We start from the raw sequence: 23,782 nt of genomic DNA on the forward strand, positions 1-23,782 counted from the left end.
CATTGACATAGCGCCGCCTGACGCCGCGGGAAACAGTAAGCCGGCTGAAAGATGTGGATGCGGAACGATTACGCACAGCGCTTGCGGCAAGGAAGAATTTCCCCGAGTCTGCGCATGACGACCGGAAGGATGGCATGATCGACAAACTCGAATTCTTCATCGCGCTGGCCAAGGAAGAGCATTTCGGCCGGGCGGCGGAGGCGTGTGGCGTCACCCAGCCGACCCTGTCGGCCGGTATCAAGCAGTTGGAGGGGCAGCTTGGCGTCATGCTGGTCAATCGCGGGTCGCGGTTCCAGGGGCTGACGCCGGAAGGCAAGCAGGTGCTGGTCTGGGCGCGCCGCATCGTCGGCGATTCAAGGACCATGCGCGAGGAGATGCGGGCGGCGCGCCACGGTCTTTCCGGCCGCATCCGCATTGCCGCCATTCCGACGGCACTCGCCATGGTGGCGCGGCTGACGACGCCGTTTCGCGAAAAGCACCCGGGCGTCACCTTTTCGGTTCTGTCGCGCACCTCGATCGAAGTCTTGTCGCTGCTCGGCAATTTCGACATCGACGCCGGCATCACCTATCTCGACAACGAACCGCTCGGGCGGGTGACCAGCGTGCCGCTTTACGATGAGCGCTATCAGCTGATCACGGCGGTCGGAAATCCCTATTCCGACCGCGACAAAGTGACATGGGCCGAGATCAGCCGGTTGCCGCTCTGCTTGCTGACGCCGGACATGCAGAACCGTCGCATCATCGACCAGCATCTGGCTGAGGCCGGGGTGCAGGTGCGGCCGACGCTCGAATCCAACTCGATGATCGTGCTGTTCTCGCATATCCACACCGGCAAATGGTCATCGATCATGCCGCTCAACCTCGCGGAAACGTTCGGCTTTTCCGAGCCGATCCGAGCCATTCCGATCGTCGAGCCGGATGCCAGCCACACGGTCGGCCTGGTGGCCGCGCCGCGCGAGCCGCACACGCCGCTGGTGCAGGCGCTGCTGGACGAGGCGATGGCGCTGGCAGACGATTTCCGCGCCCACCGCTAGGATAGAGAATGGCGGCTGGCAGCGCTTGATAGAAGATTTCTATCAAGCAACGGATCAGCTTTATTGATTTCGCGGGTTTCCTCTGTTTTTGTAACGACTTAGCGCTAGAACGCTACCACCGACCAGGGAGGGCGCTGCATGACGATGCAGCCTGCAAGTACCGAGATCGCATCGCGCACGGCGGCGATTATCCAAGAGCTGAAGGGCCTCGAAGGCCCATTGCTGCCGATCCTGCACGAGATCCAGGAAGAATTCGGCCATGTGCCGCAGGCAGCGCTGCCGGTCATCGCCGATGGGCTGAACCTCTCCAGGGCCGAGGTGCACGGCGTCGTCACCTTCTACCATGATTTCCGTGCCCGGCCGGCCGGGCGGCATGTCCTCAAGCTCTGCCAGGCGGAAGCCTGCCAGTCGATGGGCTCGGATGCCGTCGCTGCCAAGATCAAACAGTTGCTGGGCATCGGTTTCCACGAGACCGCCCGCGACGGATCGGTTACACTCGAGCCGGTCTATTGCCTCGGGCTTTGCGCCTGTTCGCCGTCGGCGATGCTCGATGGCGAGGTGATCGGGCGGCTCGATGACGACAAGATCGACGAGATCCTTGCCGAGGTGCGCTCATGATCCCCCGCATTTACATTCCCGGCGATTCCGGCGCGCTGGCGCTCGGTGCCGAAAAGGTCGCCAGGGCGATCGCCAAGGAACTCGCCGAGCGTGGCATCGAGGCCAAGATCGTGCGCAACGGCTCGCGCGGCGCCTATTTCCTCGAGCCGATGGTCGAAGTGGCGACCGAAAAGGGCCGCGTCGCCTACGGGCCGGTGAAGTCGTCCGACGTCAAGAGCCTGTTCGACAGCGGTTTCCTCACCGGCGGCCATCACAAGCGCTGGCTCGGCGCGCCAGACAAAATCCCATTCCTGGCCAAACAGACCCGGCTGACCTTCGCCCGCTGCGGCATCAACGATCCGCTGTCGCTTGACGCCTACAAGTCGCTCGGCGGGCTGAAGGGCCTGCAGAACGCGGTGGCCATGGCCCCGGCCGACATTGTCAAGCAGGTGACAGACTCAGGCCTGCGCGGCCGTGGCGGCGCCGGCTTCCCGACCGGCATCAAGTGGAAGACGGTGCTGGATACGACATCCGAGCGCAAATACATCGTCTGCAACGCCGACGAAGGCGATAGCGCGACTTTCGCCGACCGCATGATCATGGAAGGCGACCCCTTCGTGCTGATCGAAGGCATGGCGATCGCCGGCATCGCCACCGGCGCGACCAAGGGTTTTGTCTATATCCGCTCGGAATATCCGCATGCGGTGGCAACAATGAACAAGGCCGTCGAAATCGCTCGCAAGTCCGGTGTGCTCGGCGTCAATGTGCTGGGCTCGCCGAACGCCTTCGACATGGAAATCCGCGTCGGCGCCGGCGCCTATGTCTGCGGCGAGGAAACCTCGCTTCTGAACAGCCTGGAAGGCAAGCGCGGCGTGGTGCGCGCCAAGCCGCCGCTGCCGGCCATCCAGGGCCTGTTCGGCAAACCGACGGTGATCAACAACGTGATCAGCCTGGCCTCCGTGCCCATCATCATGGACAAGGGCGCCGCCTTCTACAAGGATTTCGGCATGGGCCGCTCGCGCGGCACGATCCCGATCCAGATCGCCGGCAATGTCAGGAATGGCGGTTTGTTCGAGACCGCTTTCGGCCTGACGCTGGGCGAAATCGTCGATGACATCGGTGGCGGCACGGCCACTGGCCGCCCGGTGAAGGCAGTGCAGGTCGGCGGACCGCTCGGCGCCTATTTCCCGCGCGCTCTGTTCGACACGCCGTTCGACTACGAGGAATTCGCCAAGCGCGACGGGCTGATCGGCCATGCCGGCATCACCGTGTTCGACGACACGGCCGATATGCTGAAGCAGGCGCGCTTCGCCATGGAATTCTGCGCCATCGAAAGCTGCGGCAAGTGCACGCCCTGCCGCATCGGCTCGACGCGCGGCGTCGAGACCATCGACAGGCTTGCCGCCGGCATCGAGCCGGAAAAGAACCTCGCTCTGGTCACCGACCTCTGCAACACGATGAAGTTCGGTTCGCTGTGCGCGCTGGGCGGCTTCACGCCCTACCCGGTGATGAGTTCGATCACGCATTTCCCCGAAGATTTCAAGCCCGCGCCGGCGCGCGTGGCTGCTGAGTAGGAGCTGGCAGATGAACATCAAGGCCGACTTCCCATCGCTGGTCGAAGAGATCGACTACGGAACCCCGGAATCGCGAGCGCAAAAGCAGGTCACGCTGAACGTCGACGGCCGCAGCATCACGGTGCCGGAAGGCACCTCGATCATGCGCGCGGCGATGGAAGGCGGTGTCGAGATCCCGAAACTCTGCGCCACCGACATGCTGGACTCCTTCGGCTCGTGCCGCGTCTGCCTGGTCGAGATCGAAGGCCGTGGCGGCACGCCGGCCTCCTGTACGACGCCGGTCGGCGAAGGCATGGTGGTGCGCACGCAGTCCGACCGGCTCGACGCGATCCGCCGCGGCGTCATGGAGCTTTACGTCTCCGATCATCCGACCGGCTGGAACGAGAAGGCCGGCACCGGCGCCAGCGAATTCGACACGGTGGCGAAATCAGTCGGCCTGACCGAGAACCGCTACGGCGTCGAGGGCCGCAACCACGTCAAGCAGGAAGACGGCGTCGCGCCCGGCCATGGCTCGCTGGCCGTCGACTACATCGCCCGCGACGAATCCAATCCCTATTTCACCTATGATCCGGCGCAGTGCATCGTCTGCTCGCGCTGCGTGCGGGCCTGCGAGGAGGTGCAGGGCACCTTCGCGCTGACCATAGAGGGCCGCGGTTTCGAATCGCGCATGGTCGCCGGCATGCATGAGGATTTCATCGCTTCCGAATGCGTGTCCTGCGGCGCCTGCGTGCAGGCCTGCCCGACCGATGCGCTGCGCGAGAAGACAGTGCTCGAAAAGGGTATGCCCGAGCGCTCCGCCGTCACCACCTGCGCCTATTGCGGCGTCGGCTGCTCGTTCAAGGCCGAGGTGAAGGACGACGAAGTCATCCGTATGATGCCCTACAAGGACGGCAAGGCGAACCACGGCCATAGCTGCGTCAAGGGCCGTTTCGCCTATGGCTACGCCACCCACAAGGACCGCATCCTGTCGCCGATGATCCGCGAGAAGATTTCCGACCCGTGGCGCGAGGTGAGCTGGGAAGAGGCCATCGCCCATACGGCCAAGGAATTCCGCCGGATCCAATATCAGTATGGCCGCACTTCGATCGGCGGCATCACCTCCTCGCGCTGCACGAATGAGGAGACCTATCTCGTCCAGAAGCTGGTGCGGCAGGGTTTCCGCAACAACAATGTCGACACCTGCGCCCGCGTCTGCCATTCGCCGACCGGTTACGGGCTCGGCCAGACCTACGGCACCTCGGCCGGCACGCAGGATTTCGATTCCGTCGAATTCACCGACGTCGCCGTCGTCATCGGCGCCAATCCGGTTTCGGCGCACCCGGTGTTCGCTTCGCGGCTGAAGAAGCGGCTGCGCCAGGGCGCCAAGCTGATCGTGCTCGATCCGCGCCGCACGGAGATGGTCAAATCGGCTCATGTCGAGGCCGACTATCACCTGCCGCTGAAGCCCGGCACCAACGTGGCGGTGCTGACGTCGCTGGCGCATGTCATCGTCACCGAAGGGCTTTTCGACGAAGCCTTCATCCGCGAACGCTGCGACTGGACGGAGTTCCAGGACTGGGCCTCGTTCGTCGCCTTGCCGGAAAACAGCCCCGAGACCGTCGGCAAGCTTTCCGGCGTCGATCCGGAGCTGATCCGGGGTGCCGCGCGGCTCTACGCCAAGGGCGGCAATGGCGCGATCTATTACGGCCTCGGCGTCACCGAGCACAGCCAGGGCTCGACGACGGTGATGGCGATCGCCAACCTCGCCATGGCCACCGGCAATATCGGCCGCCCGGGCGTCGGCGTGAACCCGCTGCGCGGCCAGAACAACGTGCAGGGCTCGTGCGACATGGGCTCCTTCCCGCACGAACTGCCCGGCTACCGCCACATCTCCGGCGAAGCCGTGCGCGACATCTATGAGAGCCTGTGGGGCGTGAAGCTGGACGACGAACCCGGCCTGCGCATCCCCAACATGCTCGATGCCGCCGTCGACGGCTCCTTCAAGGGCATCTACATCCAGGGCGAGGACATATTGCAGTCCGATCCCGACACCAAGCATGTTGCCGGCGGTCTCGCGGCCATGGAATGCGTCGTCGTGCACGATCTCTTCCTCAACGAAACAGCGAACTACGCGCATGTCTTCCTGCCGGGTTCGACCTTCCTGGAAAAGGACGGCACTTTCACCAATGCCGAGCGCCGCATCAACATGGTGCGCAAGGTGCTGGAACCAAAGGCGCGCTATGCCGACTGGGAGGCGACGCAGGAGCTTGCCCGCGCCATCGGGCTCGACTGGAACTACACGCATCCGTCGCAGATCATGGACGAGATCGCCCAGACGACGCCGAGCTTCGCCAATGTCTCCTTCGATCTGCTCGACCGGGTGGGATCGGTGCAGTGGCCCTGCAACGAGAAGGCCCCGCTCGGCACGCCGATCATGCACATCGACGGCTTCGTGCGCGGCAAGGGCAAGTTCATCCGCACCGAATATGTGGCGACGGACGAGAGGACCGGGCCGCGCTTCCCGCTGCTTTTGACCACAGGCCGCATCCTCAGCCAGTATAATGTCGGCGCGCAGACGCGGCGCACCGACAACGTCATGTGGCACTCGGAAGACCGGCTGGAGATCCACCCGCACGATGCCGAGAATCGCGGCCTGCGCGACGGCGACTGGGTGCGGCTTACCAGCCGCTCCGGCGAGACGACGCTGCGGGCGCTGATCACCGACCGGGTGTCGCCGGGCGTGGTCTACACCACCTTCCACCATCCGGACACGCAGGCCAACGTCATCACCACCGACTTCTCGGACTGGGCGACCAACTGTCCGGAGTACAAGGTGACGGCGGTGCAGGTCGGCGCCTCCAACGGCCCGTCGGACTGGCAGCGCGAGTATGATGAGCAGGCCAGGAACAGCCGCCGCATCGCCTCGCTGCAGGCAGCGGAGTAGCCGTGGCCGCGCGCCGCAAAGCAACGACCGAGATATCGCGGCTGGCGCATCGCGCCAGCGGTACGGCTGCCGCCAATCGCATGGTGCCGGAGGAGACGCCGGTGGCGTTCTCCTTCGCCGGCACAACCCATGCGGTGATGATGGCGAGCCCGGCCGATTTCGAGGATTTCGCGCTCGGCTTCTCGTTGACAGAAGGCATCATCTCTTCCCCTGAAGAGATCGAGGCGATCGAGGTCGAGGATCATGGCGCCGGCATCGACATCCAGATCCGGCTGAGAGATCAGGCCAATACACGGTTCGAAGCGCGGCGGCGCAGGCTCGCCGGGCCGGTCGGATGCGGGCTGTGCGGCATAGAGTCGATCGAGGAAGCGATGCGCTCGGTCGATGCGGTTGGTGCGTCAAAACTTACGCTTGGTGCAGACGACATCGTGCGCTCCGTCAAGCTGTTGTCGAAGGTGCAGCCGCTGCATCAGGAGACCGGGGCCGTGCATGCCGCCGGCTTCTACATTCCCGGCAAGGGCGTCGTCATGGCGCGCGAGGATGTCGGCCGCCACAATGCGTTGGACAAGCTGGCCGGCGCATTGGCCAAAGCAGGCATCGACGGCGCGTCGGGCGCCGTCGTGGTGACGTCGCGCGTGTCGGTCGAAATGGTGCAGAAGACGGCGGCGATCGGCTCGGCCTTCATCATTGCCGTCTCGGCGCCGACCGCGCTTGCCATCCGCACCGCCGACGAGGCCGGCATGACACTGGTGGCGCTGGTGCGCGGCGAAGATTTCGATGTTTTCACCCACCCCGACCGGGTGGTTTTGGGAGTTGCCCAGCATGTCGCATGACGAAGACCACATCACGAGCACCAGCGAAAAGCTGGTGCGTATGGCCAACCAGATCGCGGCCTTCTTCCATTCCAAGTCGCGCGAGGAAGGGATTGCCGGCGTCGCCGAGCATATCAACAAGTTCTGGGAGCCCCGGATGCGGCGGCAGTTCTTCGAACTGCTGGACAGCGGTGAAGGCTTCGACGAACTCGTCGTGGCTGCGTCGGCCAGGATCAAGCGGCCGATCACACCAGCCGAGGCCGATCTCAAGCTCGGGCTCAAGCCCTCCCCGGCAGACGTCGCCGCGTCGCAGAAGTAGCCGCGAGCCGCCACGCGGGCCTATATTCCTTTCCGCTAAAGTTTGATCTGCCGCTATCGACGCGGCTCTGCTATGGTCGACGATCAGAAATCGTCAGGCCGGGCGGAAGAAACCTCGTGAGGCCGATCGAGACCCGATATGCCCGCAGTGGCGAGGTGCGGATCGCCTATCAGGTGGTCGGCCAGGGTTCGCTTGATCTCGTCTTCGTCCCGGGCTTCATTTCCAATCTCGACCTGCATTGGGAGGACGAGGGCTATACAAGGCTCTTGAGGCGGCTGTCGGCATTCTCGCGGCTGATCCTGTTCGACAAGCGCGGCACCGGTCTTTCAGACCGTGTCGATGCCCATCATCTGCCGAGCCTCGAAACCCGCATGGACGATGTGCGCGCGGTGATGGATGCGGCCGGCAGCGGCCGGGCCGCATTGCTCGGCGCTTCCGAGGGCGCGCCGATGGCGATGCTGTTCGCAGCCACCTATCCGGAGCGGACGCGGGGGCTGGTGCTCTATGGCGGCTATGCGAATTTCCACAAATGGGTGATGCCGCCGGAGCGGCTGGCGGCCTTCATCAAGACGGCCGAAACGGCCTGGGGCACCGGCGCGACCTTGCCGAATTTTGCGCCGGGCCGGGTCGATGACGCCCACTTTTCAACCTGGTGGGCACGCTTCGAGCGCCTGTCGGCGAGCCCGACCGCGGCGGTGGCATTGGCGCGGATGAATGCCGGAATCGACGTGCGAGACATCCTCGGCGCGATCAGCGCGCCGACACTGCTGATCCATCGCCGCAACGATATTCGTGTCGATCCCGAGGCCAGCCGCTTCCTGGCGAAGAAGATCCCGAATGCACGGCTGGTCGAGATCGCCGGGCGCGACCATCCGGTCTGGACCGGCGATGTCGACCGCGTTGCCGATCTGATCGAGGAATTTCTTACCGGCCAGCCGGCGGTGGCGGACACGGAGCGTGTGCTTGCCGCGTTGCTGGTGACGCGCATCTCCGACACGGCCAAGCTTGGCGACCGCATGTGGCTCGAGCGCAGTCAGCGTTTTCAGGAGAGCTGGCGGCTGCTGGTCGGGCGCCATGGCGGGCGCGCGGTGGGCATGCATGGCGAATTGATGATCTCGCGCTTCGACGGGCCGGCGCGCGCCGTAGGTTGCGCGGCGGCGTTGCGCGAGGCGGCGCAGCAGATCGGGGTGGCGAGTGCGCAAGGGGTCCATGTCGGCGAGATCGAAGCGCGCGGCCCACCGGTCGGACTGACGGCGCGCGTGGCCATGCAGTTGGCGAACCATGCCGGGCGTGGCGACATTCTGGCTTCCCGGCTGGTTGCCGATCTGGCGGTGGGATCCGGCCTGCATTTCGTCGACGCCGGCCGCGTCAGCCTCGGCGAACTGGACGAGCCATTGCCGGTGGTGCATGCGACGTCGGAGCAGCATCTGGAACCGGCTTGCCGTTCGAAGTCCAAGCCGGCGGAACCCGCCGTGTTGACGGCACGGGAAAGCGAGGTGGTGAACCTGATCGCCGATGGCAAGAGCAACGCCGCTATCGCCGCCGAACTCAGGCTGAGCGAGCACACGGTCAAGCGTCACGTCGCCAACATACTGCTCAAGCTCGACCTGCCATCGCGAGCGGCAGCGGCGGCATTTTCCGCCAGGCACGCTGGCCCGGACGGGCCATGAGAGCCATGGCGCTTTCGGGCGAAGCGGACACGCCGATGTAGGGGCTATCAATTCCCCCATGCAGGCCAGGCGGATGCCGCCGGGAAGGCCCTGCGAACGGAGGATGAAATGCTCAAGTCAAAACTGAATGTCAGATCATTCGTGATCGCGGCAGGCATTGGCGCGCTGTTCACGATCTCTCCCGCAAAGGCCGAGGATGCATCGGCGACAGCCGCCTACAAGGACATCCAGGCGACGCTCGGCTCGGTGCCGGATATGTTCAAGACGCTGCCTGACGTCGCCGTCGCCGGCGCCTGGGCCGAGATCAAGGGGGTGCAGCTTAACCCCAAGACCGCGCTCGACGGCAAGACCAAGGAGTTGATTGGCCTTGCGGTCGCCGCGCAGATCCCCTGCCAGTACTGCATCTATTTCCACACCGAGGCGGCCAAGCTCAACGGCGCCAGCGAGGAGGAGATCAAGGAGACGATCGCGATGGCGGCGATCGTGCGCCATTGGTCGACGATGCTCAACGGCAGTCAGGTCGATCTCGCGACTTTCAAGAAGCAGACCGACGACGTTTTCGCGGCCGTCAAGGCGAAGTCGCAGTGAACGACACTGCCCGTCGATAAGCGCCGGGCAGATTTGCGCACATCAACCGCCCGAAGACGGGCCATGGAGGATGAAATGCTGACCAAGACCCAAACCGTGGATGGCGCGGCCATCAAGAAGGCGATCGAGACCCGCGACGGCAAGACGCTTTCGAGCTTCTATACCGATGACGCGCTGGTGCGCGTGATCGACCGCAACAACCCGCCGAGCAAGCCGCGCGAGATCCGCGGGCGCGCGGCGATCACCACCTTCTGGGACGACATTTGCAGCCGGGCGATGACCCACAAGGTCGACACCACGATCGCCGACGGCAACAGCCTGGCCTTCACCCAGGCCTGCGCCTATCCGGATGGCACCAAGGTGTTCGCCGCCGCGATGCTGGAACTGAAGAACGGGCAGATCGCACGGCAGACCGTCGTGCAGGCCTGGGACGAGTGAGGCCGCCATGTTCAGCGCCAGATGGCAGATCGACGCCAAGTTCGGGCACAAGCAGACCGTGCTCGACCTGATGCGGAAATGGGAGCGCGAGATTGGCGCCCAGGTCGGCATCGCCGAGCTGAAGTTCCAGATCATGACCGGCTCGATCGGCGCGCGCGAGGCGACGATCGAAACGCACCACCAAGTCGAAACACTTGCCCAGCTGGAAGAGTTCTTCGCCAAGATCGGCAAGATCGACGCGCACGCCAAATGGGGCAAGGAGATGGAGCCCTATGTCGTATCGGGCACCAGTCTTTGGACCATCTATCGCATCGTCGAATAGCGGCGCGCAACGGTCTTAGCTCTCCCCTTGTGGGCCTGTTGCGCAGTTTCGGGAGTGCGCGGACGGGAGTGGAATGCAGCGGGTTGTTGCTTGCGCTTGTGGATTGGAGTCTGGTTTTGAGGGGTTGAGGTGGCGGTTCGGCCCGTACGGCCGGACTGCAGGCGCACCTATCCCGTGATGGCGGCCCATCGGCGCATGTTGAAGGCGATCGCCGCCATCGTCACTTGGGCGGACGCCTTGGCCAGTCCGACGTAGCGGATCGCGGTCAGCTTCATGCGGTTCTTGAGCGTGGCGAAGGTGGTCTCCACCGCCGCCCGACGCCTGGCGATGAGGCGATTGTAGCGTTTGAGCCGCAACGGCAGCTCCGGATGATGCTTGTTGGGGCGGCGCGCGATGCGCACCTTCTTGCCCTCGGCCTTGAGCCGGGCACGCCGGGCGTGCGTGTCGTAGGCGGCATCGGCCCACACCGTCTTCTCGTCGCTGCGGATCAAGTCATCGGCCATCACCGTGTCGTTGACGTTGGCCGGTGTGGTGATCACCGTGCGGATGATGCCAGAGCCCTCATCCACGCCGACATGGGCCTTGTAGCCAAAAGTGAAACCGCCCTTGCCCTGCCGCGTGGTGACACGGGCGTCCGCATCTTTCGAAGGCCGCTCAGCTGTCGGCGGCGCTGAGACTGCATCGATCAGCGTTGCATCCAGCATCGTGCCGCGCTTCAGGATCACGCCGGCCTTCTCCAGCTGCCGGTCGAGTTCGCCAAACAGCTTCTCCAGCAGCCCTTCACCGACAAGCAGATTGCGAAAGCGCGAGAGCACCGTGTGGTCGGGAATGCTCTCTCCCAGCCCAAGCCCGGCAAAACGCCGGAACGACAGCCGGTCGCCGAGCGCCTCCTCAAGTTCGCGATCCGACAGCCCATAAAGCGATTGCAGCAGCAGTGCCTTGAACAGCACCAGCGGCGGCCAAGCCGCCCGACCCGGTCCGCCATCGCGCAGAGGGTTAAGCAGCTTCTCGAAGCGGTACCACTTCACAAGGCCAGACAACCGGTCGAGCGGCGAGGAGCCACCAGACAGCTTGTCGCCCAGAAATCCCTCCACCAGACTCAACTGACCTGTCCGCTTCACCGCCATCGGTTCGTCCTCCGAGCTTATGTCTCAGAGAATCACAACCAGCCAATTACGCAACAGGCCCCTTGTGGGAGAGGTCGGATTGCCCCGATTTGTTCTTCACAAATCGGTTGGCAATCCGGGTGAGGGGTAGGCTGGCGCCAAGCTGGAACACCCCTCAACCGTCTCGGCGCTACGCGCCGATCCACCTTCTCCCACAAGGGGAGAAGGGAAAATAGCCACGCCCGGCCCTTCGCTATGGCTCCCTGCCCTTCGGGCGTTCAGCTCCTTTAAAAGGTCCACTGGACCTTTTAATTCGCCCGAAGGCGAACCGGACCTTCACCGTTCGTCGCTCGAAAAGCCCATTTAGGGGCTTTTCGTCCGCTGCGCGGACCGCTCCTCACCCATGTGCAACCATCACATGCCGCACGGCGGTGTAGTCCTCCAGCGCGTAGAGCGACATGTCCTTGCCGTAGCCGGACTGCTTCAGCCCGCCATGCGGCATCTCGTTGGTCAGCATGAAATGGGTGTTGATCCAGGTGCAGCCATATTGCAGGCGCGCGGCCGTCGCCATGGCGCGCGAGACGTCCTTGGTCCACACCGACGACGCCAGGCCATAGTCGCTGTCATTGGCCCAGGTCACCGCCTCGTCGACTTCGGTGAAGCGGGTGACCGAGACAACCGGGCCAAACACCTCGCGGCGCACGATCTCGTCTTCCTGCAAGGCGCCGGCGACGACGGTCGGCTGGTAGTAGAAGCCGGTGCCGTCGCCCGGCTTGCCGCCGGTGGTGATCTCGATGTGCTTCAGCTCCGAGGCGCGTTCGACGAAGCTCGACACGCGGTCGCGCTGGCGGCGCGAGATCAGCGGGCCGATCTCGTTTTCGGTATCGTCGGGTCGATTGTATTTGATGGTCGACACAGCGGAGGACAGGTCGGCGACGAGCTTGTCGTAGATCTTCTTGCCGGCATAGATGCGGCAGGCGGCGGTGCAGTCCTGGCCGGCATTGTAATAGCCGAAGGCGCGTAGGCCGTTGACGACGGCGCCGAGGTCGGCGTCGTCGAAGACGATGACCGGCGCCTTGCCGCCGAGTTCGAGATGCGTGCGCTTGACCGACTTGGCGGCCGCCTGCAGCACCTTCTTGCCGGTGGCGACGTCCCCGGTGATCGAGATCATGTTGACTTTGGGGTGGTTGATCAGCGTGTTGCCGACGCTGTCGCCGCGGCCGAGCACGACATTGACGACGCCTTCGGGCAGGATTTCGGCCAGGATTTTTGCCAGCTTCAGCGCCGTCAGCGGCGTCTGCTCCGACGGCTTGAAGACGACGGTGTTGCCGCCGCCGATCGCCGGGGCCAGCTTCCAGGCCATCATCATCAGCGGATAATTCCAGGGCGCGATCGAGGCGACGATGCCGATCGGGTCGCGCCGGACCATCGAGGTGTGGCCAGGCAGATATTCGCCGGCGACCACGCCCGGCATGGAACGCACCGCGCCGGCGAAGAAGCGGTAGCAGTCGACGATTGCGGGGATTTCGTCATTGAGCACGGCATTGATCGGCTTGCCGCAGTTCAATGCCTCGAGCGCGGCGAATTCCTTGGCCTCGGCCTCGATGCGATCGGCGATCTTGAGGAGATAGGCTGAGCGCTGCGCCGGCGTGGTGCGCGACCACAAGACGAACGCCTTTTCGGCGGCACTGACCGCTGCTTCGATCTGTGCCTGGCTGGCCTCGGGCAGGTTGAGAACGGTCGCCCCGGTCTTCGGATTGAGGATCGGCTCCTCGGTCTCGGCGCCGTTCTCGAATTTCGAGCCGATCAGCATCTGGGTGTCCATGGAGGTCTCTCCCTTATCGATTGGATTATTTGCCCGAACCAGCGATCTGGTCGCCGTCGCGGGTCAGGTAATAGGCAAACAGGATGGGCAGCAGCGTCACCAGCACGACGACCATGGCCACGACATTGGTGACCGGGCGCTGACGCGGGCGGATCAGTTCCTCCAGCATCCAGATCGGCACGGTCTGCTGCTGGCCGGCGGTGAAGGTGGTGACGATGACCTCATCGAACGAAAGGGCGAAGGCCAGCATGCCGCCGGCAAGCAGTGCGGTGGCGATGTTGGGCAGCATGACATGGCGGAAGGTCTGAAAACCGTCGGCGCCGAGATCCATCGAGGCCTCGATCATCGAGCCGGAGGTGCGGCGGAAACGGGCAACTGCATTGTTGTAGACGACGACGACGCAGAAGGTGGCGTGGCCGAGCACGATCGTCCAGAACGAGAAAGGGATGTCGGCGAGCGAAAAGGCCGAGCGCAGCGCGATGCCGGTGATGATGCCGGGCAGGGCGATCGGCAGGATGACCAGCAGCGAGATGGTCTCGCGACCGAAGAATTTCGTCCGCGACACCGCGGCGGCGCACAGCGTGCCGAGCACCAGCGCGATCGCCGTCGAGATGGCGGCGACGCGCACCGACAGCGACAGCGCCTCCCAGACGTCGGGCCGGTTCCAGGTGACGGCGAACCACTGCGTGGTCAGCCCGGGCGGAGGCCAGACGAAACTCTTCTCCTCGGTGGTGAAGGCATAGACGAAGATCAGCAGGATCGGCAAATGCAGGAACAGCAGGCCGCAGGCGGCAGCGATCTTCAGGCCGAGCGGAGCGGATTGGCCACGGTCAGAGTGCATCGAAGGCCCCCATGCGCTTGGCGCCCCAGAGGTAGAAGCCCATGATGACGATGGGCACCACGGTGAAGGCGGCGGCGAGCGGGATGTTGCCGGCGGTGCCTTGCTGCGAATAGACGGCCTGGCCGATGAACAGGCGCGACGTGCCGATGATCTGCGGAATGATGTAGTCGCCGAGAGTCAGCGAGAAGGTGAAGATCGAGCCGGCGACAATGCCGGGCAGCGCCAACGGGAACAGCACGTTGCGAAAGGTCTGTCCCGGCGAGGCGCCGAGATCGGAGGAAGCCTCGACCAGGTTGCCGGGCACGCGCTCGAGCGCCGCCTGAACCGGCAGGATCATGAAGGGCAGCCAGACATAGACGAAAACGATGAAGGTGCCGGTGAACGAGACCGACAGCGAGTTGCCGCCGACGACCGGCAGCGAGAGCCAGGCATCGAGAATCCACAGCAAATGCAGCTTGGCGAAGAGCCAGGTGAGGATGCCTTCCTTGGCCAGGATCAGCTTCCAGGCGTAGATCTTGACCAGATAACTCGACCACAGCGGCAGCATGACGCCGAGATAGAACAGCGCCTTCCAACGGCCGCGCGCATAACGCGCCGCGTAATAGGCGATGGGGAAGGCAACGATGGCCGAGGCCAGCGTCACCAGGGCCGCCATGGTCACCGTGCGCAGGATGATGTCGAGATTGGCGGCCTGCAACAGATCGCCATAGGTCTTCAGCGTGAACTGGCGGTTGATGAGGCCGGAGTACTCGTCGATGGAGAAAAAGCTCTGTGCCAAGAGCGCGAAGAGCGAGCCGATATAGACGATGCCGAGCCACAGCACCGGCGGCAACAGCATGAGAAGCAGGAGCAGTTGCGGCCGGCGCCAGAACAGATCCGACAGCGTACCGCGCATGCCGCCGCTGCCGGGCAGGATGGCAGGCGCGGGGTTGGATTGAACAGCGGCGATGGTCATGAGGCCACCGCGTGCTGAAAGGGATTGAGTGAGAGGTCGCGATCCTTCGCCCCCCTCTCTGTCCTGCCGGACATCTCCCCCTCAAGGGGGGAGATCAGCAGTTTCTCGGCCTCGCCGGTTTTGCCACGTTGGAAATTGGCGAAACCCGAGGGGACAGCCAATCTCCCCCCTTGAGGGGGAGATGTCCGGCAGGACAGAGAGGGGGGCCTGGCGCCAACCTTCATCATGCCGGCTCATCCATCAGATGCAGGCTTTCGCGGTTGAAGGTGAGCATCACCGCTTCGCCCTCGGCAGGCAGCGCCGTGCCGGCCGGCACCACGGCGTGTAGTTTCAACCCATCGGCATCGAGCGCCAGCCTGGTGGTGGCACCGAGATAGTTGGTCGAAACGAGGCGGGCGGCGACGCCTTCGCCGCTAGCGGCGCGGCTGACGCGAATGGATTCGGGGCGAAGGCTGCCCCAGCGGTGCTGGCCGGAATAGCGCTGGACGAAGTCCGGCGGCAGTACATTGGAGGAGCCAACGAAATCGGCAACGAAGCGCGTGCGAGGCCGCTGATAGATATCTTCGGGCGTGCCGATCTGCATGATCCTGCCGTCGTTGAAGACGGCGACGCGGTCAGCCATGGACAGTGCCTCGCCCTGGTCGTGGGTGACGAAGACGAAGGTGATGCCGAGCGCCTTCTGCAACGATTTCAGCTCTTCCTGCATGTTTTCGCGCAGTTTGAGGTCGAGCGCGCCGAGCGGTTCGTCGAGTAGCAGCACCTTGGGCTGGTTGACCAGCGCACGGGCCAGCGCGACACGCTGGCGCTGGCCGCCGGAAAGCTGGCCGGGGCGGCGGGCGCCGTAGCCGGGCAGCCGCACCAGCGACAGCGCTTCCTCGGCCGCCTTGTGCCGCTCGGCCTTGCCGACGCCCTTGACCATCAGCCCGTAGGCGACGTTGTCGAGCACATTGAGATGCGGGAACAGCGCATAGTCCTGGAACACGGTGTTGACGTTGCGGCGATAGGGCGGAACGCCCTCGGCGCGCTCACCGAAGATCGAGATGGAACCCGCCGTCGGCTGCTCGAAACCGGCGATCAGGCGCAGGCAGGTGGTCTTGCCGGAACCGGACGGCCCGAGCATGGCGAAGAACTCGCCCGGCGCAATGTCGAGATCGACCGCATCGACGGCGCGAATGCTGCCGAAATGGCGCGAGACTTTCTGGAAGGAGACGGCAGAGGTCATGGGCTGTCAGTCTGTTGCCGGTTTATCAAAATCATCCTCAGCTACAAATCTGGCTAGGATCACGAAATTCGCGCGCCGCTTCACCTCCCCCTCGACGGGGGAGGTCGCGGCGAAGCCGCGGGTGGGGGTGATGGCGCGAATCTATCGGACAGCCCCCCACCCCGACGCTGGGCGTCGACCCTCCCCACCAGGGGGAGGGTAAGGGAAATCACCGTCCGCCGATGACGCCGATATAGTCCGACACCCAGCGGTAGTAAGGCACGCACTGGTCGTTCTGGGTGACGCATTTCGAGACCGGCGTCTTCCAGAACTTGATCTTGTCGAAATTGTCGTAGCCGTTGGTCTTGCAGCCTTCGTCGGTCAAGAGCTCATTGCCCTTGCAGGCGGCGGGCACCACGGGGAGCGATCCGAACCAGGCCGAGACATCGCCCTGCACCTTCGGTGACAGCGAATGCTCGAGCCACATATAGGCGCAGTTCGGGTGAGCCGCGTCGGCTTCCATCATGGTGGTGTCGGCCCAGCCGGTGACGCCTTCTTCCGGCACGGTCGAGGCAACCGGCTTCTTGGCGGCAACCAGCGTGTTGACCTGATACGGCCACGAACCCGAGGCGACGACGCCTTCGTTCTGGAAATCGTCGACCTGGATGGCGGCGTCATGCCAGTAGCGACCGACCAGCGTGCGCTGGACGCGCAGCAGGTCGAGCGCTGCCTTGTACTGGTCCTCGTTCAGCTCGTAGGGGTCCTTGATGCCGAGTTCCGGCTTGTGGAACATCAGATAGTTGGCGGCATCCGCAATGTGGATCGGGCCGTCATAGGCCTGGACGCGGCCTTTGTTGGACTTGCCGTCCGGCAGCTTCATCTCCTCGAAGACGACATTCCAGCTCTTCGGCGCGTCCTTGAACACCTCGGTGTTGTACATCAGGATGTTGGGGCCCCACTGATAGGGAACGCCGTAATGCACCTTGTCGACGGTGAACCAGGGCGCGTCCTTGAGCCGGTCGTCGACCGTCTTCCAGCTCGGGATGAGATCGGTGTTGATCGGCTGCACGCGCTTGCCGGCGACGAGGCGCAGCGAGGCATCACCCGAAGCCGTGACGAGGTCGAAGCCGCCCTCGTTCATCAGCGAGACCATCTCGTCCGACGTGTTGGCGGTCTTGACGTTGACCTTGCAGCCGCTCTCCTTCTCGAAGGCGGTGACCCAGTCATAGCCCTTATCGGTCTCGCCGCGCTCGATATAGCCCGGCCATGCAACGATGTTGACCTGGCCTTCGCCCTTGCCGAGTTCCTTGACCTGGGCGATGGCCTGACCGGAGAAGGTCAGCGCGACCGTCAGCGCCGTGCATGACTTCAGGAATGAATTCATCATCGATCTCCCATTTTGGCGGATGACCCCGAAACCGCTCCGGTTTTCGCCAGATCACGCGCGGACTGAAAAACGTATCAGTTCGTCCTGTGGACTTGATGCCGCTCTGATGGCGGCGTTGGTCCCTGAAGCCGAAGGTGCTTGGGAAATCCCGGTTTCGCAAATTCATTTATCAGAAAGGCGATATCGGTTTTTCCGATAGCCGGACCGCTTCAAGCAAGCGCCGTCACCAGCCAGCAGGCCGCATTGAAGCGAGCCTCACCGTTCTCCACGAAAGGCGCGAACGCAGCCGGCAACACCGTCGTGATTTTTTCGGCCGTTGCCCGGTCAACCTCGCGCAGCACGGCGCCGAGCGGCCCTAGCCGGGTGGCAAACGTCATCAGATCGCGTTGGGCGATCCGGCACGGAACGTCGGCCTGTTCGACTTCGATTGAAGCCCAGCCGCTCGCTTCCAGGATCCGCTTCGCCTTGGCGCCGTCGGCAAAGGCAAACTGACCCGGCGCATCGGGGTCTGGCGCCGGTGCGGGCGGCAGGAAAGGCGCAGCCGCTCGCACGGCGGTCGTCATGAAATCATTCTCGAGCGGACTGCGCCAGGCGACAAAGGCGAGTTTGCCGCCGCGCCTCGCAGCCTTTCTTATGTTGGTGAACGCCGCCACGGGATCGTCGAAGAACATGACGCCGAAGCGCGAGATAACAGCGTCGAAGCGCCCGGATTCGAACGCAAACGCCTGGGCATCGCCCACTTCAAAACTTGCGTTTGCTACGTCTTCCACCCTCGCGCGCTCCGTCGCCAGGGCGACAAGCGGCTGCGAGATGTCGAGCCCCACACAATTTCCGCCTTTGCCCACGCGGCGCGCCATCGCCAGAGTTGTGGCGCCGGCACCGCAGCCGACATCCAGGACATTGCCCCCTTCCCCGGGATAGCCGGCATCGACCACCAGCCGCTCGAACGGTGCCAATATCTCGTCGAGGATCGGCTGCATCTCGACCCAGGCCTTTCCGCTGGCATCGTTCCAGAGCGCGGCTTGGCGTGTGTTGGGCGGCGCGGATTGCGGCATAACGGACCTCGCTTTCGTGTTGCTCTCACCGATCGTCACGAGCACTCTACGAGTTCAAGCCGACTTGAGGTCAAGTATGAAAAATATGGACATTGCCGAAGTATCGCGCCGCTCCGGCGTGCCCGCCTCGACACTTCGCTACTACGAGGAGAAGGGCCTCGTCGCCTCGATCGGCCGTCGCGGCCAGCGCCGTTTGTTCGACCCTGCCGTCCTCGACCGGCTCGCCTTGATCGCACTCGGACGCGCCGGTGGATTCGCACTGGACGAGATTTCCTCGATGCTGACACCCGACGGTCTGCCGAAAATGGATCGAGGGCGCCTGGATGCCAAAGCGAAGGAACTGGACCAAATCATCCAACGGCTGACGACGATCCGAGAGGCCTTGCGTCACGCCGCCCAATGTCCGGCCACCCGGCCGATGGAGTGCCCTGCGTTCCGCCGCGCCCGTCAGGCTTGCCGGCGCCGGCCGCTTCGAGGTTGCTCCGATAGGGCCGTTCATGGCGGAGGCGGTTTCCATCAAGAGGCGCAAGCGTAGGACTGGCGTCGCCTGGAGTATGTCACACTAGCGACGGACCGTCCGCTGCGACTGGGCAAGCCCGATGAAATCGCGCGCCGCCTGCGGCAAGCCGGAGCCGCGCCGCCAGACCATGCCGACCTGCACGACCGGCAAGGAGCCGGAAATATCGCGTGATTCGATGCGGTCGCCTTCCAGCGACCAAGGCCGGTAGACAAGGTCGGGCAACAGCGCCACGCCGGCACCGGTGGCGACCAGGCTGCGCACGGCTTCGACGGAACGGGTGCGGAAAGCGACATGCGGCTTGGCGCCGATCGCCGTCAGCAGTTTTCCCGTATTCTCCTCGATTTCGTCGACGGTCAGCATGATCAGTGGCTCGCCAGCGATATCGCCAATGCTGATGATGTCGGCGCTGGCGAGCGGATGGCCGAGCGGCAGCCACAGGCGGTAGGCCGAGACTTCGAGGATTTCCGATTGCAGCGCTGTGCGGTCGCGCAAATTGGAAGTGACCATGACGGCGATGTCGAGCTTGCCGCCGATCAGGAGATGTTCGAGGTAGTCGCCATTGTCCTCGATGGCCGAGACCTCGACGCCGGGATAGGCGCGGCGATAGCGGGAGAGCAGATCCGACAGCACATAGCCGGCGACCAGCGAGGTGACGCCGAGCTGGAGCCGGCCGCCCGCCACCGCCTGTTCGCCAGAAAAAGAGCGGCGGGCGTCGGACACGTCGGCGAGGATCTTCGTCGCGTGACGCAGGAACTGGTGGCCCTTGTGGGTGATGTTGAGGCCGCGCGGATGGCGCTCGAACAATTCGACGCCGAGATCGCTTTCGAGTTCCTTGATCGCTTCGGTGACGGACGATTGCGAGATGGAGAGGTTCTGTGCCGCGCCCGACACCGTGCCTTGCTCGGCGACGGCGATGAAGAACTGCAACTGGCGGATGGTGAAGGCCATGGCCGGACTAAACACCGGCAGACAAGGGAAGGAAAGCCGATGGCGGAGCTTATCCCATGACTGGTGCTGTGCGCTCAGCCGAGCATCAGCCTGATGCGCCGCCGCCATGCGGGACCATAGCGCAGCGCCAGCATGAAGGCCGTCTCCAGCGCCACGACGATGACGATGATGCGCAAACCCACCGTGAAAGAATCCTGGCCACTGCCGTGCAAGAGATAGCCGGTTACGAGAAAGCCCGCATTCCAGATGGTGGCGCCGAGCAGCGTCGCGATCGCGAAGGGCATTGCAGGCAGACAGAGCGCGCCGGCCGCGATCGGCAAATAATTGCGCACCGTCGGGATGAACTGCGCCAGCAGCGACACCCGCACATGATCGCGGCGATAGGCCTGGCCGAGCTTGCGGTAGGTTGCGGGGCGCAGGAAGACATATCTGCCGACACGTTCGATCAGCCTGTCGGCACGGTCAAATCCGATCCGGCGACCAACCCCATACCAGACAAGGCAACCGGCGAAGGAGGCGAACGTCGTCACCGCCAGCAGGATTGCCAGTGTGAAGGCATCCGGCGCCGCCGTCATGCCGAGGAACAGCAGCAGCACATGCGAGGGCGGAATCGGCAGGATTTTTTCGGTGAAGGCGAGGCAGAAGACGCCGAACAGGCCGAAGCCGAGAATGGCCGACAGCGGACCCGTCATGCGAAGCGCCAGTCATAGGTCCCAAGCGTCTTGATCCTCGTGACGCGATAGACCGTCGCCGGCGGGAAATTGCGAAAGGTATGGCCGACCCGCGTGACTTCGAGATCGAGCCGATCGAGCAGCGACTGGTCAAACGGGCAGCGCCGGCCGAGCGTGAACTGGTAGAGCGCCCCACCCGGGCGCAGATTCGCGAAAACGCCTTCGAGAATGGCAAGCGTCTTGCGCGGCGAAATCAGGCGGAAAGGCAGCCCGCTGACGGCGGCACCAACCACCGGCCCAGGGAAGAGCGACAGATGGCGCAGCCCGGCGGCATCCATCTCGAAAATCCGGGCGGCGGGAAAGCGCCGCATGAGAAGTGCGGCAAAATCCGGATCGGATTCGATCAGCGTCAGATCCTCCTCCCGCACCCCGCGTGACAGCAGCGCCCGGGTGAAAGGGCCGGTTCCGGGTCCAAGCTCCAGCACAGGCCCCGTCTCGGGGCCGATGTCGCGGGTCATCAAGGCCGCCAGGCTGGAACTGGACGGCGTGACGGAGCCGACCCTGAACGGCGCAACGGTCCACGCCATGAGAAAAGACAGGGCATCATGTGCAGGCATAACCAACCTCAATCCCGAACAGCGGCGCGACAATCGGCTTGGTGCGGCCACTTGATTTCGTTTCGGCGTCGGACCCGACCTGTTGCATAGTCGGGCCCGACGCCTTGACGCCGGCATGGGCGGTTCCCGCCGACCGGCGCTGTTTGCCGCGACTGGATTGCATAGACATTGCGCAACGTCGCTCGCGCAAAGAAAGACCTTGCCGGCCTCGGTCCACTCGGCTTTGCCATGTCTACGCAATGTTGGCGCGGTAGCGCCCGAAGCGGTGCCGTTGCCTGGGGAGTGTGGATGCGTATCTTGCTGGTCGAAGACGAGCCTGAAATGGTCTCGGCGCTGCGTGCCGCGCTGAAGCGCCACGACATGGTGGTCGATCACGCCGGCACATTGCTTGAGGCGGAAGGCTTCGTTGCCGTCGACGGCTACGACGCCATCCTGCTCGACCGCCAGTTGCCCGATGGTGACGGGCTGTCGCTGGTGCCGAGATTGCGCTCGGCGAAAAACACCACGCCCGTGCTGGTGCTGACGGCCAAGGGCGACACGTCCGACAAGGTCGATGGGCTGGACATGGGCGCGGACGACTATCTGGCGAAGCCGTTCGCCTTCGAGGAATTGCTGGCCCGCTTGCGCGCCTTGCTCAGGCGGCCGGCGCCGATGCAGGCGCAATTCATCCGCGCCGGCCATCTGGTGCTCGATGTCGGACATCGCGAGGCGGCGATCCGCGGCGAGCCGCTCAGCCTGCCGCGCCGCGAACTGCTGGTGCTGGAGGCGCTGATGCGGCGCACCGGCCGCATGGTGCAGCGCGAGGCGCTGATGGAAGCGGTGTTCGGCCTCGACGACGAGATCCAGTCCAATGCACTCGACACCCATGTCTCACGCCTGCGCCGCAAACTGGCCGACGCCGATGCCGGGGTGACGATCAACGGCATTCGCGGCGTCGGCTATCTCCTGCGCGAAACGACGTGAGCGCCAAGGGATGAGCCTCAAACGACCACGTTCGCTCAAATGGAGCCTGGTGCTGCGCATTGCTTTGCTGCAATGCGCGATGCTGACGCTGATCATCGTCGGCATTCTCGGCGCGTTGCTGGCCACCGGCCTCATTCCGCACGACTATGAGGACGGCACGATGGATGTGCTGGCGGATGCGGTGGCGCGCGACGCGGGCGGCAAGCTTGTCCTGCGCGAGACCTCCGACCTGACGAAGCTGCGATCGGATGTCCCCGACCTCTGGTTCATCATCCGCGACAAGCAGGGGCAGCGGCTGCAGGAGGGCACGGTGCCGGCCCTCTTCCTGCCTTTCGCCGGACTGCTGGACACCATCAGCGACGCGCGTATCGACAATTCCATCGGCGAGAGCGCGCCGCCGGATGCAAAGATCCGCTGGACCGACACGGCCGCCGGCAATGTCCAGATCTTCACCGGCACCAAGGGCGGGCTTTCGCTGCTGCGCCTGCTTGGGCAGGCGCCGCAGTTCTTCCTGCAGGGCATATTGCCGCTGGCCGGGCTGATGGCGCTAGCGACGCTGTTCGCGACGCCCTGGGTGGTGCGCGGCGCGCTGTCGGGCCTTGGCCATGCGGCCGCTGAGGCCGAGCGCATCAACATAGACCAGCGCGGCGTGCAACTGCCGCTGAAGGATGTGCCGACGGAAGTCACGCCGCTGGTGAAGGCGGTAAACGCAGCCCTTGCGCGCCTCGACAAGGGCTATGAGCGCCACAAGCGCTTCCTGACCGACGCCGCTCATGAACTCCGAACGCCGGTCGCCATCCTCAACACACGCCTGGCCTCGCTGCCGGCAACACCGGAGCGGGCACGGCTGCTGCAGGACGCGGCGCGGCTTTCGACGCTGACCGACCAGCTGCTCGACCTGCAGCGCCTCGACCGGCAGACCTCGCCTTTCGAGAAAGTCGATCTCGTGGCGATCGCCCGTGGCGTCATCGTCGATCTCGCGCCGATGGCGTTTTCGGCGGGGTATGAAATGTCGTTCGAGCCGGAACGGGAAACGGTTTTCGCCAGCGGCGACCACACCGCGATCGAGCGCGCGGTGACCAACATCGTCCAGAACGCCATCGAGCATGGCGGCCGCACGGGCAAGATCACCGTCAGCGTCACAACGCCCGCCGTCATCGAGGTGCGCGACGAAGGCGACGGTGTGCCGCCAGCCGAGCGCGAACGCATCTTCGAGCCGTTCTACCGGCTGCGGCCGCAGGATCACGGCGCCGGGCTCGGGCTCAACCTCGTGCAGGAAATCATGCAACTGCATGGCGGGCGCATCGAGATCCTTGACGGCAAGCCGAGCGGTGCCCGCTTCAGGATGAGTTTTCGCGCTGTGCCCGCGTAGACATGGCCGCAGGCGGCCATCGATGCACAACATCGCCTTCGCCC

The 23,782-nt window shown here is 64.4% G+C and carries 23 protein-coding genes; 13 read left to right on the plus strand and 10 right to left on the minus strand.

All coding sequences use genetic code 11. The annotated features are described in order from the left end of the window. Positions 1-134 precede the first annotated feature (134 nt). From JN279_RS00675 to JN279_RS00720, 10 genes are all read left to right on the plus strand, one after another. Complete coding sequence (locus JN279_RS00675; protein ID WP_096453178.1) at positions 135-1,034, plus strand: LysR family transcriptional regulator; 900 nt, start codon at positions 135-137, stop codon at positions 1,032-1,034. A gap of 138 nt (positions 1,035-1,172) precedes the next feature. Next, on the plus strand, positions 1,173-1,652 hold the full coding sequence (locus tag JN279_RS00680; RefSeq protein ID WP_096453177.1) for a formate dehydrogenase subunit gamma: 480 nt from the start codon (positions 1,173-1,175) through the stop codon (positions 1,650-1,652). Next, positions 1,649-3,205, plus strand: a complete 1,557-nt coding sequence (locus JN279_RS00685) for a formate dehydrogenase beta subunit (RefSeq protein ID WP_202351738.1) — start codon at positions 1,649-1,651, stop codon at positions 3,203-3,205. Before JN279_RS00680 ends, JN279_RS00685 begins: the two co-directional genes overlap by 4 nt. A gap of 10 nt (positions 3,206-3,215) precedes the next feature. Next, entirely contained in the window at positions 3,216-6,128 is a 2,913-nt protein-coding gene (gene fdhF, locus JN279_RS00690) for a formate dehydrogenase subunit alpha (RefSeq protein ID WP_202351739.1), read from the plus strand. Between the two features lie 2 nt (positions 6,129-6,130). Beyond that, a complete protein-coding gene (fdhD, locus tag JN279_RS00695) occupies positions 6,131-6,961 on the plus strand; it encodes a formate dehydrogenase accessory sulfurtransferase FdhD (RefSeq protein WP_096453174.1) in 831 nt (276 codons plus the stop codon). Continuing rightward, positions 6,951-7,259, plus strand: coding sequence for a formate dehydrogenase subunit delta (locus JN279_RS00700; RefSeq protein WP_096453173.1), 309 nt, complete (start codon positions 6,951-6,953; stop codon positions 7,257-7,259). The genes fdhD and JN279_RS00700 overlap by 11 nt, the downstream gene beginning before the upstream one ends. A 116-nt stretch (positions 7,260-7,375) precedes the next feature. Next, a complete protein-coding gene (locus tag JN279_RS00705; protein WP_202351740.1) occupies positions 7,376-8,929 on the plus strand; it encodes an alpha/beta fold hydrolase in 1,554 nt (517 codons plus the stop codon). 108 nt (positions 8,930-9,037) lie between these two features. Next, a complete protein-coding gene (locus JN279_RS00710) occupies positions 9,038-9,517 on the plus strand; it encodes a carboxymuconolactone decarboxylase family protein (RefSeq protein WP_096453171.1) in 480 nt (159 codons plus the stop codon). Positions 9,518-9,592: 75 nt separating this feature from the next. Then, positions 9,593-9,955 (plus strand): nuclear transport factor 2 family protein, encoded by a 363-nt coding sequence (locus JN279_RS00715; protein WP_095201056.1) that lies wholly within the window; start codon positions 9,593-9,595, stop codon positions 9,953-9,955. A 7-nt stretch (positions 9,956-9,962) separates the two neighbouring features. After that, complete coding sequence (locus JN279_RS00720; RefSeq protein ID WP_202351741.1) at positions 9,963-10,277, plus strand: hypothetical protein; 315 nt, start codon at positions 9,963-9,965, stop codon at positions 10,275-10,277. A 167-nt stretch (positions 10,278-10,444) separates the two neighbouring features. Here the strand turns inward: JN279_RS00720 and JN279_RS00725 are convergent, their stop codons facing one another. From JN279_RS00725 to JN279_RS00755, 7 genes are all read right to left on the minus strand, one after another. Continuing rightward, entirely contained in the window at positions 10,445-11,404 is a 960-nt protein-coding gene (locus JN279_RS00725; protein ID WP_096447906.1) for an IS5 family transposase, read from the minus strand. 376 nt (positions 11,405-11,780) lie between these two features. Beyond that, positions 11,781-13,208, minus strand: a complete 1,428-nt coding sequence (locus JN279_RS00730; RefSeq protein ID WP_202351742.1) for a gamma-aminobutyraldehyde dehydrogenase — start codon at positions 13,206-13,208, stop codon at positions 11,781-11,783. A gap of 25 nt (positions 13,209-13,233) precedes the next feature. Continuing rightward, positions 13,234-14,049 carry an ABC transporter permease gene (locus JN279_RS00735; RefSeq protein WP_202351743.1) on the minus strand — a complete coding sequence of 272 codons (816 nt, stop codon included), beginning with the start codon at positions 14,047-14,049 and terminating at the stop codon, positions 13,234-13,236. Beyond that, positions 14,039-15,004 (minus strand): ABC transporter permease, encoded by a 966-nt coding sequence (locus JN279_RS00740; protein ID WP_202351744.1) that lies wholly within the window; start codon positions 15,002-15,004, stop codon positions 14,039-14,041. Before JN279_RS00740 ends, JN279_RS00735 begins: the two co-directional genes overlap by 11 nt. A 223-nt stretch (positions 15,005-15,227) precedes the next feature. After that, entirely contained in the window at positions 15,228-16,226 is a 999-nt protein-coding gene (locus tag JN279_RS00745) for an ABC transporter ATP-binding protein (protein WP_202351745.1), read from the minus strand. Positions 16,227-16,434: 208 nt separating this feature from the next. Continuing rightward, positions 16,435-17,589 carry an ABC transporter substrate-binding protein gene (locus tag JN279_RS00750; protein WP_096458438.1) on the minus strand — a complete coding sequence of 385 codons (1,155 nt, stop codon included), beginning with the start codon at positions 17,587-17,589 and terminating at the stop codon, positions 16,435-16,437. A gap of 212 nt (positions 17,590-17,801) precedes the next feature. Further along, entirely contained in the window at positions 17,802-18,527 is a 726-nt protein-coding gene (locus tag JN279_RS00755) for a class I SAM-dependent methyltransferase (protein ID WP_244734347.1), read from the minus strand. Between the two features lie 196 nt (positions 18,528-18,723). Here JN279_RS00755 and JN279_RS00760 point away from each other — a divergent pair, with 196 nt between their 5' ends. Next, a complete protein-coding gene (locus JN279_RS00760) occupies positions 18,724-19,182 on the plus strand; it encodes a helix-turn-helix domain-containing protein (RefSeq protein ID WP_244734349.1) in 459 nt (152 codons plus the stop codon). A gap of 27 nt (positions 19,183-19,209) precedes the next feature. On the opposite strand, the gene JN279_RS00765 is transcribed toward JN279_RS00760, so the two are convergent. From JN279_RS00765 to JN279_RS00775, 3 genes are all read right to left on the minus strand, one after another. After that, positions 19,210-20,115, minus strand: a complete 906-nt coding sequence (locus JN279_RS00765; protein ID WP_095200970.1) for a LysR family transcriptional regulator — start codon at positions 20,113-20,115, stop codon at positions 19,210-19,212. Between the two features lie 74 nt (positions 20,116-20,189). Next, positions 20,190-20,807 carry a DedA family protein gene (locus JN279_RS00770; protein WP_202351747.1) on the minus strand — a complete coding sequence of 206 codons (618 nt, stop codon included), beginning with the start codon at positions 20,805-20,807 and terminating at the stop codon, positions 20,190-20,192. Beyond that, the gene (locus JN279_RS00775; RefSeq protein ID WP_202351748.1) at positions 20,804-21,403 is read right to left on the minus strand and encodes a class I SAM-dependent methyltransferase; all 600 of its coding nucleotides are present in this window, start codon (positions 21,401-21,403) and stop codon (positions 20,804-20,806) included. The genes JN279_RS00770 and JN279_RS00775 overlap by 4 nt, the downstream gene beginning before the upstream one ends. 288 nt (positions 21,404-21,691) lie before the next feature. Between JN279_RS00775 and JN279_RS00780 the strand changes: the two genes are divergently transcribed. Together JN279_RS00780 and JN279_RS00785 are read left to right on the plus strand one after the other, a co-directional pair. Further along, positions 21,692-22,366 carry a response regulator transcription factor gene (locus tag JN279_RS00780; protein ID WP_202351749.1) on the plus strand — a complete coding sequence of 225 codons (675 nt, stop codon included), beginning with the start codon at positions 21,692-21,694 and terminating at the stop codon, positions 22,364-22,366. Between the two features lie 10 nt (positions 22,367-22,376). Next, positions 22,377-23,738 carry a sensor histidine kinase gene (locus tag JN279_RS00785; protein ID WP_202351750.1) on the plus strand — a complete coding sequence of 454 codons (1,362 nt, stop codon included), beginning with the start codon at positions 22,377-22,379 and terminating at the stop codon, positions 23,736-23,738. Positions 23,739-23,782: the final 44 nt, after the last annotated feature.

Origin of the sequence: Mesorhizobium sp. 113-1-2 (assembly GCF_016756475.1) — a bacterium.
Classification (GTDB): Bacteria; Pseudomonadota; Alphaproteobacteria; order Rhizobiales; family Rhizobiaceae; genus Mesorhizobium; species Mesorhizobium loti_C.

Excerpts from the sequence above, each read along its gene's own strand:
- JN279_RS00675 (WP_096453178.1), top strand. The coding sequence starts at position 135 with ATGATCGACAAACTCGAATTCTTCATCGCGCTGGCCAAGGAAGAGCAT.
- JN279_RS00680 (WP_096453177.1), top strand. The coding sequence starts at position 1,173 with ATGACGATGCAGCCTGCAAGTACCGAGATCGCATCGCGCACGGCGGCG.
- JN279_RS00685 (WP_202351738.1), top strand. The coding sequence starts at position 1,649 with ATGATCCCCCGCATTTACATTCCCGGCGATTCCGGCGCGCTGGCGCTC.
- fdhF (WP_202351739.1), top strand. The coding sequence starts at position 3,216 with ATGAACATCAAGGCCGACTTCCCATCGCTGGTCGAAGAGATCGACTAC.
- JN279_RS00700 (WP_096453173.1), top strand. The coding sequence starts at position 6,951 with ATGTCGCATGACGAAGACCACATCACGAGCACCAGCGAAAAGCTGGTG.
- JN279_RS00710 (WP_096453171.1), top strand. The coding sequence starts at position 9,038 with ATGCTCAAGTCAAAACTGAATGTCAGATCATTCGTGATCGCGGCAGGC.
- JN279_RS00715 (WP_095201056.1), top strand. The coding sequence starts at position 9,593 with ATGCTGACCAAGACCCAAACCGTGGATGGCGCGGCCATCAAGAAGGCG.
- JN279_RS00720 (WP_202351741.1), top strand. The coding sequence starts at position 9,963 with ATGTTCAGCGCCAGATGGCAGATCGACGCCAAGTTCGGGCACAAGCAG.
- JN279_RS00725 (WP_096447906.1), bottom strand. The coding sequence starts at position 11,404 with ATGGCGGTGAAGCGGACAGGTCAGTTGAGTCTGGTGGAGGGATTTCTG.
- JN279_RS00730 (WP_202351742.1), bottom strand. The coding sequence starts at position 13,208 with ATGGACACCCAGATGCTGATCGGCTCGAAATTCGAGAACGGCGCCGAG.
- JN279_RS00735 (WP_202351743.1), bottom strand. The coding sequence starts at position 14,049 with ATGCACTCTGACCGTGGCCAATCCGCTCCGCTCGGCCTGAAGATCGCT.
- JN279_RS00740 (WP_202351744.1), bottom strand. The coding sequence starts at position 15,004 with ATGACCATCGCCGCTGTTCAATCCAACCCCGCGCCTGCCATCCTGCCC.
- JN279_RS00745 (WP_202351745.1), bottom strand. The coding sequence starts at position 16,226 with ATGACCTCTGCCGTCTCCTTCCAGAAAGTCTCGCGCCATTTCGGCAGC.
- JN279_RS00750 (WP_096458438.1), bottom strand. The coding sequence starts at position 17,589 with ATGAATTCATTCCTGAAGTCATGCACGGCGCTGACGGTCGCGCTGACC.
- JN279_RS00760 (WP_244734349.1), top strand. The coding sequence starts at position 18,724 with ATGAAAAATATGGACATTGCCGAAGTATCGCGCCGCTCCGGCGTGCCC.
- JN279_RS00765 (WP_095200970.1), bottom strand. The coding sequence starts at position 20,115 with ATGGCCTTCACCATCCGCCAGTTGCAGTTCTTCATCGCCGTCGCCGAG.
- JN279_RS00770 (WP_202351747.1), bottom strand. The coding sequence starts at position 20,807 with ATGACGGGTCCGCTGTCGGCCATTCTCGGCTTCGGCCTGTTCGGCGTC.
- JN279_RS00775 (WP_202351748.1), bottom strand. The coding sequence starts at position 21,403 with ATGCCTGCACATGATGCCCTGTCTTTTCTCATGGCGTGGACCGTTGCG.
- JN279_RS00780 (WP_202351749.1), top strand. The coding sequence starts at position 21,692 with ATGCGTATCTTGCTGGTCGAAGACGAGCCTGAAATGGTCTCGGCGCTG.
- JN279_RS00785 (WP_202351750.1), top strand. The coding sequence starts at position 22,377 with ATGAGCCTCAAACGACCACGTTCGCTCAAATGGAGCCTGGTGCTGCGC.